Below are 5,291 nucleotides of genomic sequence, written 5' to 3'. Positions count from 1 at the left end.
GATCTGGTGATCTCGATTAACACTGTGCATAATCTGCCCTTGGAAGAGTGTAAGCAAGCACTGCGAGAAATTCAGCGGGTCAGCCGTGCCCATGCCTTTGTCACTGTGGATGCTTGGCGCAACGACAAGGAAAAAGAAAATATGCTGAAGTGGAACCTGACAGCCCTAACCTACATGCATGTAGATGATTGGGTGAAGCTGTTTCAGGATGTAGGGTACACTGGCGACTATTACTGGTTTATTGCTGAGTAATCTATCCGTTACTAGTTGACAGTATGTTCATGCCATGATCCACCTATTTAATCCAGACGATCTAATTCATCTGCCCACTGCTGCCGACCTGCCAGATTCGGACGATACTCCTGTGGATAACGAACTGCAAAACCTAGTGCCTAATCTGTTGTTGGCAATTCTGTCAGTGATTTGGGCCGATCGTCAAGACTGGTACTGGGGCGTGGATATGGGAATTTACTACCATCCCTACAAGCCACCCATCATTCCCGATGGATTTCTCAGCTTGGGTGTGCCACGAGTCAAGTCAGAGCGCTTGCGACTTAGCTATGTGCTGTGGGAAGAGAGTAACATTATCCCCAAGTTATTTCTGGAAGTGGTGTCTGAAACCTACAATGGTGAGTATGACTGGAAAAAGCGACTATACGCCCAGTTCGGGGTACCGTACTATGTAGTGTACAACCCTCTAGGTGGCAAGCCACGTCGCACTGATCAACGGCGGAAGCTTTCACCCAATCAGCATCAAAAGCTGGAGGTGTATCACTTAGTTAACAATCGCTATCGCCGCCTAGAGGGGAACCCTATCTGGATCCCAGATATTGATTTGGGCATTGGCTATGACATCGGCACCTACCAAGCCATAACCCGAGAGTGGCTGTTCTGGTATAACGAAGCTGGCGAACGTTACACGATCGCCGAAGAGTTGTTGATTCAAGCCAGGCAAGAGTTACAGCAAACTCGGTCAGCGTTAGAACAAGAGCGTCAGCGGGCAGAGCAAGAGCGCCAGCGGGCAGAGCAAGAGCGCCAGCGGGCAGAGCAAGAACGCCAGCGGGCAGAGCAAGAACGCCAGCGGGCAGAGCAAGCCGAACAGCAGTTAGCTGCATTGCGTCAACAACTAGCACAGGATCAGCACTCTGATGACCACTAAAGCAGCCGTTCTTTACGCCCTCAACGAACCACTCCGCCTTGAGGAACTCACCCTACCTGCCCTCAAACCCGGCCAAGTGTTGGTAGATATTGCCTACAGCGGGGTTTGCCATACTCAACTTTCAGAAGTGCGGGGCAAGCGAGGGCCAGACCGCTATCTTCCTCACACGTTAGGACATGAGGGGGCAGGAGTTGTACGCGATGTGGGTGCTGAGGTGACCAAGGTTAAACCCGGCGATCGCGTTGTACTGTCTTGGATTAAAGGGCAAGGGCGGGATGTCCCTTCTACTCAGTATCAGGGCAGTCAGGGAGCCATCAACTCTGGAGCCATCAGCACCTTTCTGGAATCAGCCATCATCTCAGAAAACCGGATTATCCCCATTCCAGAAGCCATGCCTCTGCGTGAGGCAGCATTATTGGGGTGTGCAATTCCCACTGGAGCTGGGGTAGTGTTGAATACCCTGCGGGTTACCCCCGGTAGTAGCGTGGCCATCTTTGGAGTCGGTGGTGTGGGGCTAAGTGCAGTGATGGCGGCTAGTTTAGCCAATGCTATGCCTATTATCGCTATTGATATTTTTGACCATAAACTCCAGCAAGCATTAGAACTAGGTGCAACCCACACCATCAATGCCAAAACCCAAGATGTGCAGACGGCATTGATGGATATCACGGCAGGTAAGGGCGTGGACTATGCCATTGAAGCGGCAGGACGTACACAAACTATGGAAGGGGCGATCGCGGCTATTCGTGCTCCTGGTGGGGTGGCTGTTCTTGCTGGTAACTTGGCCGCAGGTGAACGCATCAGCTTGGATCCCTTTGACCTAATTAAAGGTAAGCAGATTCTCGGTACTTGGGGAGGCGAGACAAACCCTGACCGGGATATTCCCCGCTATGCCAATCTGTTTCAAGCAGGAAAACTAGCCCTAGAGCAGTTGATTACCCACACCTATTCTTTAGACGATATCAACAGGGCGTTGGAGGATTTAGAAACAGGCAAAGTTGGCAGGGCACTGATTGAAACTCGAACTACCGCAGATTTCAGCTCATGAATCTAGGATTGGAGGGGAAATCTGCTCTAGTGGTGGGTGCTAGCCGAGGATTGGGCCGAGCGATCGCCCTGGGGCTGGCTGCTGAAGGTGCTCAAGTTGGCGTAGTAGGGCGCACAGCAGCCGATATTACCAGTCTAGTGGCGGAAATGAGCCAAACCTCTCACGGGCATTGGGGGTTAGCGAGGGATTTGATGCCAGACAACGCGCCTACTCAGTTTGCTCAAGATCTCCAGTCCTACACTGATCGGGTAGATATCCTAGTGCACAACCTAGGGGGCACCTTAGGAGTTCGCGATCCATTTTGCAGTGTGGATGAATGGCGTGCTGTATGGCGGCTCAATTTTGAAATTGCCGCTGAACTAAACCGGTGCCTAGTCCCTGCAATGCAACAGCGACAGTGGGGACGAGTGGTTCACATTTCTTCCATCGCCGCTACCCTCAGCCGGGGTTCAGTTGCCTACTGTGCCGTGAAAGCAGCCCTCAATGCCTATACCAAAAACCTAGGCTGCACGGTTGCCCCCGATGGTGTGGTGATTTCAGCCGTAATGCCGGGGGTCATTCGTCATCCAGGTAGTCATTGGGATCAGGTTGCTATCAACGATCCCGATCGTGTCCAAAACTTCCTCAACAACCGGATTGCCATTCAACGGTTTGCCGCTCCTTCAGAAATCAGTAACATGGTAATCTTTCTATGTTCTGAACAGGCTGCTTTCATGCCAGGAGCAGTGGTACCAATCGATGGAGGGTCATGGTGAATACGCCGATGCAAGGTCACGAGCACAGCAAAGAACCACAGTATCAAGAGCAGTTTGATGCTATGAAAACCATGGGGCCTGTGCAAATGGGGCCAACTGCAAGCTTTACCTGGCGGTCTGATCCACGCCGGTTAACGTTTTTGCTGTCGCGATATAAATTTTGCTCCAAGATGCTAGCAGGCAAGAACAAGGTGCTGGAAGTAGGCTGTGGTGATGGTTTTGGGATGAGAACTGTTCTGCAAACCACGGGTTCTGTGCATGGTGTAGACTTTGACCCTCTTTACATTCAGTGGGCTGAAAGCCATGCCAAGGCTGAAAATCTCAACTGTACCTTTTCCGTATTGGATATTTTGGAACAGGCTCCCCCCGGACGCTATGATGCTGCCTACTCCCTCGATTTAATTGAGCATTTGCAGCCGGATCAAGAGCATCTCTACTGGAAGCATGTGTGTAGTGTATTGGAACCTCAGGCTGTGTTTATCGTCGGCACCCCTAACATCACGGCCTTTGCCTATGCCTCTAAAGCTAGCAAAGAAGGTCATATTAATCTAAAATCTGCTGAAACCTTGCGATCGGCAATGGAAACCTATTTTCATAACGTATTTATTTTCTCCATGAACGACGAAGTGGTGCATACCGGGTTCTACCCAATGGCGCATTATCTGTTTGCGATGGGAGTTGGGATCAAGGCATGAGTCAACCATCAGTAATGGCGGCGGTTAAGTCCATCAACTTGCCCCGCTTAGAAGCTCAATTTCGGGCAGAGGGGTGGTTTGTTGTGCAAGCGCCCAACCCTGAGCCAATCTATGCCGCTAGAACAGCACTGCTGAACGAGCTACGGCGATTGACAGGGCAGCCAACTATTACCCTAGAAACTTACCACCAGGTCATTGAGGACGATCGTTACCATACAGACCTCCAAATTCAACTCACTAATTTCTTTCGTACCCAGCGCTTTGGGCCTCAGATCATCGCTGCCCAGCTTGACTTTTTCCAAGCCCTTCTAGGACGAGACCTAAACGTGCAAAGCAGCCCCTACCTGCGAATTACCCGTCCCCACAAGCCCCAAGATAATATTGGCTATCATCGGGATACCTTCTACGGTGGCTCTCCCTTTGAACTGTCTGTGCTCATTCCCTACGTTGATGTATCCGCCGCTAGCGCCCTCTCAGTGCTGCCAGGGTCACACCTGCGCCCAGAATCAGACTTTCCAACTCGGCAAATTCAAAGCACCGAAGTCACAAAAGGATCTCCTAAGCATCAACTAGGGTTTCTCTATGCGCCAAAGCTAATTGACCCAGCTTGCCTGAGACCTATGCAGCCAATTCCCCTTAAGCTAGGCGATCTGTTGATCTTTAGCCTGGCAACCGTCCATGGGAGCGAAGAAAATCAGGGACAGTTCTGCCGATGGAGTTCTGATGTGCGGGTTGTCAACGCTCTAGCACCTGTAGACCTGTCGATGCGACCTACCTATTATGAGCCACTGAGCCGATCGATCGTGACAGAGACAGCAGAAATCTACCACCAGATCCAATAGACCTCACTAATTACCCACATCTAGATGTATACGAATCAACGGTTACCTAGTACGCAATTCGTCATTCAACGATATTTAGAATTGCTGCGAGTGCTTGTAGAACGTAACCTTAGTGCTCGTTACCGGGGTTCCATGTTAGGCATTCTCTGGTCGCTCCTTAACCCCATGGCGACAACTGCCGTATATACCATGATTTTTGGAGCCGCCTTTAAAGACTATTACGGGTCAATTCTTAACTATATCTTGGCAGTCTTTACAGGACTAGTTTTAATTCAATTTTTTACCATATCCACTACCCAAGCAATGGGCAGCATTGTTGGCAACGGAGGCTTGTTTAACAAGGTCAAACTCCCCATGAGTATTTTTCCCATCTCTGTAGTTGCAGCTAATGCATTTCAGTTTTTTGTTGCTGTTTTCCCAATTCTTGCCGTTATAACGCTAGTTACTTCAAAGAGCTTAATTCACGTCTTAATGTTATTCATACCCATTATCTCTCTAATTTTAATCTCCATAGGAGGTAGTTTCTTAGTTAGTACACTTTATGTATTTTTTCGAGACTTGCCCTACTTCTATGAAGTATTTTGCTTTTTGATTTTTCTTTGCACACCCATTTTTTACCCTGCCCAGATTGTGGCTGGAAGAGTCAGCTTTTTCCTAGACTTAAATCCCTTCGTGCCTATCATAGAAGCTGTTCGTCAAATTGCCTTATCACAAACACTCCCAAATATTGAAGATATGCTCATACCAATGCTAACTGGCTTATTTTTTTTAGCTCTAGGTTGGCTATGGTTT

General features: G+C 49.3%; 7 protein-coding genes. All 7 read left to right on the top strand.

Annotated elements, in window-relative coordinates; all coding sequences use genetic code 11:
• On the top strand, positions 1 to 252 hold a 252-nt coding region (locus NZ772_13200; protein ID MCS6814507.1), incomplete at its 5' end, for a class I SAM-dependent methyltransferase.
• 34 nt (positions 253 to 286) lie between these two features.
• A complete protein-coding gene (locus tag NZ772_13195) occupies positions 287 to 1,159 on the top strand; it encodes a Uma2 family endonuclease (protein MCS6814506.1) in 873 nt (290 codons plus the stop codon).
• On the top strand, positions 1,149 to 2,207 hold the full coding sequence (locus NZ772_13190; GenBank protein ID MCS6814505.1) for a zinc-binding dehydrogenase: 1,059 nt from the start codon (positions 1,149 to 1,151) through the stop codon (positions 2,205 to 2,207). The genes NZ772_13195 and NZ772_13190 overlap by 11 nt, the downstream gene beginning before the upstream one ends.
• Positions 2,204 to 2,962: an SDR family oxidoreductase gene (locus NZ772_13185; GenBank protein ID MCS6814504.1), complete on the top strand. Its 759-nt coding sequence runs from the start codon at positions 2,204 to 2,206 to the stop codon at positions 2,960 to 2,962. The genes NZ772_13190 and NZ772_13185 overlap by 4 nt, the downstream gene beginning before the upstream one ends.
• A gap of 8 nt (positions 2,963 to 2,970) precedes the next feature.
• Positions 2,971 to 3,657 carry a class I SAM-dependent methyltransferase gene (locus NZ772_13180; GenBank protein MCS6814503.1) on the top strand — a complete coding sequence of 229 codons (687 nt, stop codon included), beginning with the start codon at positions 2,971 to 2,973 and terminating at the stop codon, positions 3,655 to 3,657.
• Positions 3,654 to 4,499 (top strand): phytanoyl-CoA dioxygenase family protein, encoded by an 846-nt coding sequence (locus NZ772_13175; protein MCS6814502.1) that lies wholly within the window; start codon positions 3,654 to 3,656, stop codon positions 4,497 to 4,499. Before NZ772_13180 ends, NZ772_13175 begins: the two co-directional genes overlap by 4 nt.
• A gap of 24 nt (positions 4,500 to 4,523) precedes the next feature.
• Positions 4,524 to 5,291, top strand: a 768-nt coding sequence (locus NZ772_13170) for an ABC transporter permease (GenBank protein ID MCS6814501.1), incomplete at its 3' end; no start/stop codon positions are given.

It is taken from the genome of Cyanobacteriota bacterium, assembly GCA_025054735.1.
In the GTDB taxonomy this organism is placed as follows: domain Bacteria; phylum Cyanobacteriota; class Cyanobacteriia; order SKYG9; family SKYG9; genus SKYG9.
The sequence above is the reverse complement of the archived record's forward strand: the minus strand, read 5'-3'. Positions and strand labels throughout refer to the sequence as shown.

Coding starts and splice junctions, on each gene's coding strand:
- NZ772_13190 (MCS6814505.1), top strand. CDS start 1,149: ATGACCACTAAAGCAGCCGTTCTTTACGCCCTCAACGAACCACTCCGC.
- NZ772_13185 (MCS6814504.1), top strand. CDS start 2,204: ATGAATCTAGGATTGGAGGGGAAATCTGCTCTAGTGGTGGGTGCTAGC.
- NZ772_13195 (MCS6814506.1), top strand. CDS start 287: ATGATCCACCTATTTAATCCAGACGATCTAATTCATCTGCCCACTGCT.
- NZ772_13180 (MCS6814503.1), top strand. CDS start 2,971: ATGCAAGGTCACGAGCACAGCAAAGAACCACAGTATCAAGAGCAGTTT.
- NZ772_13175 (MCS6814502.1), top strand. CDS start 3,654: ATGAGTCAACCATCAGTAATGGCGGCGGTTAAGTCCATCAACTTGCCC.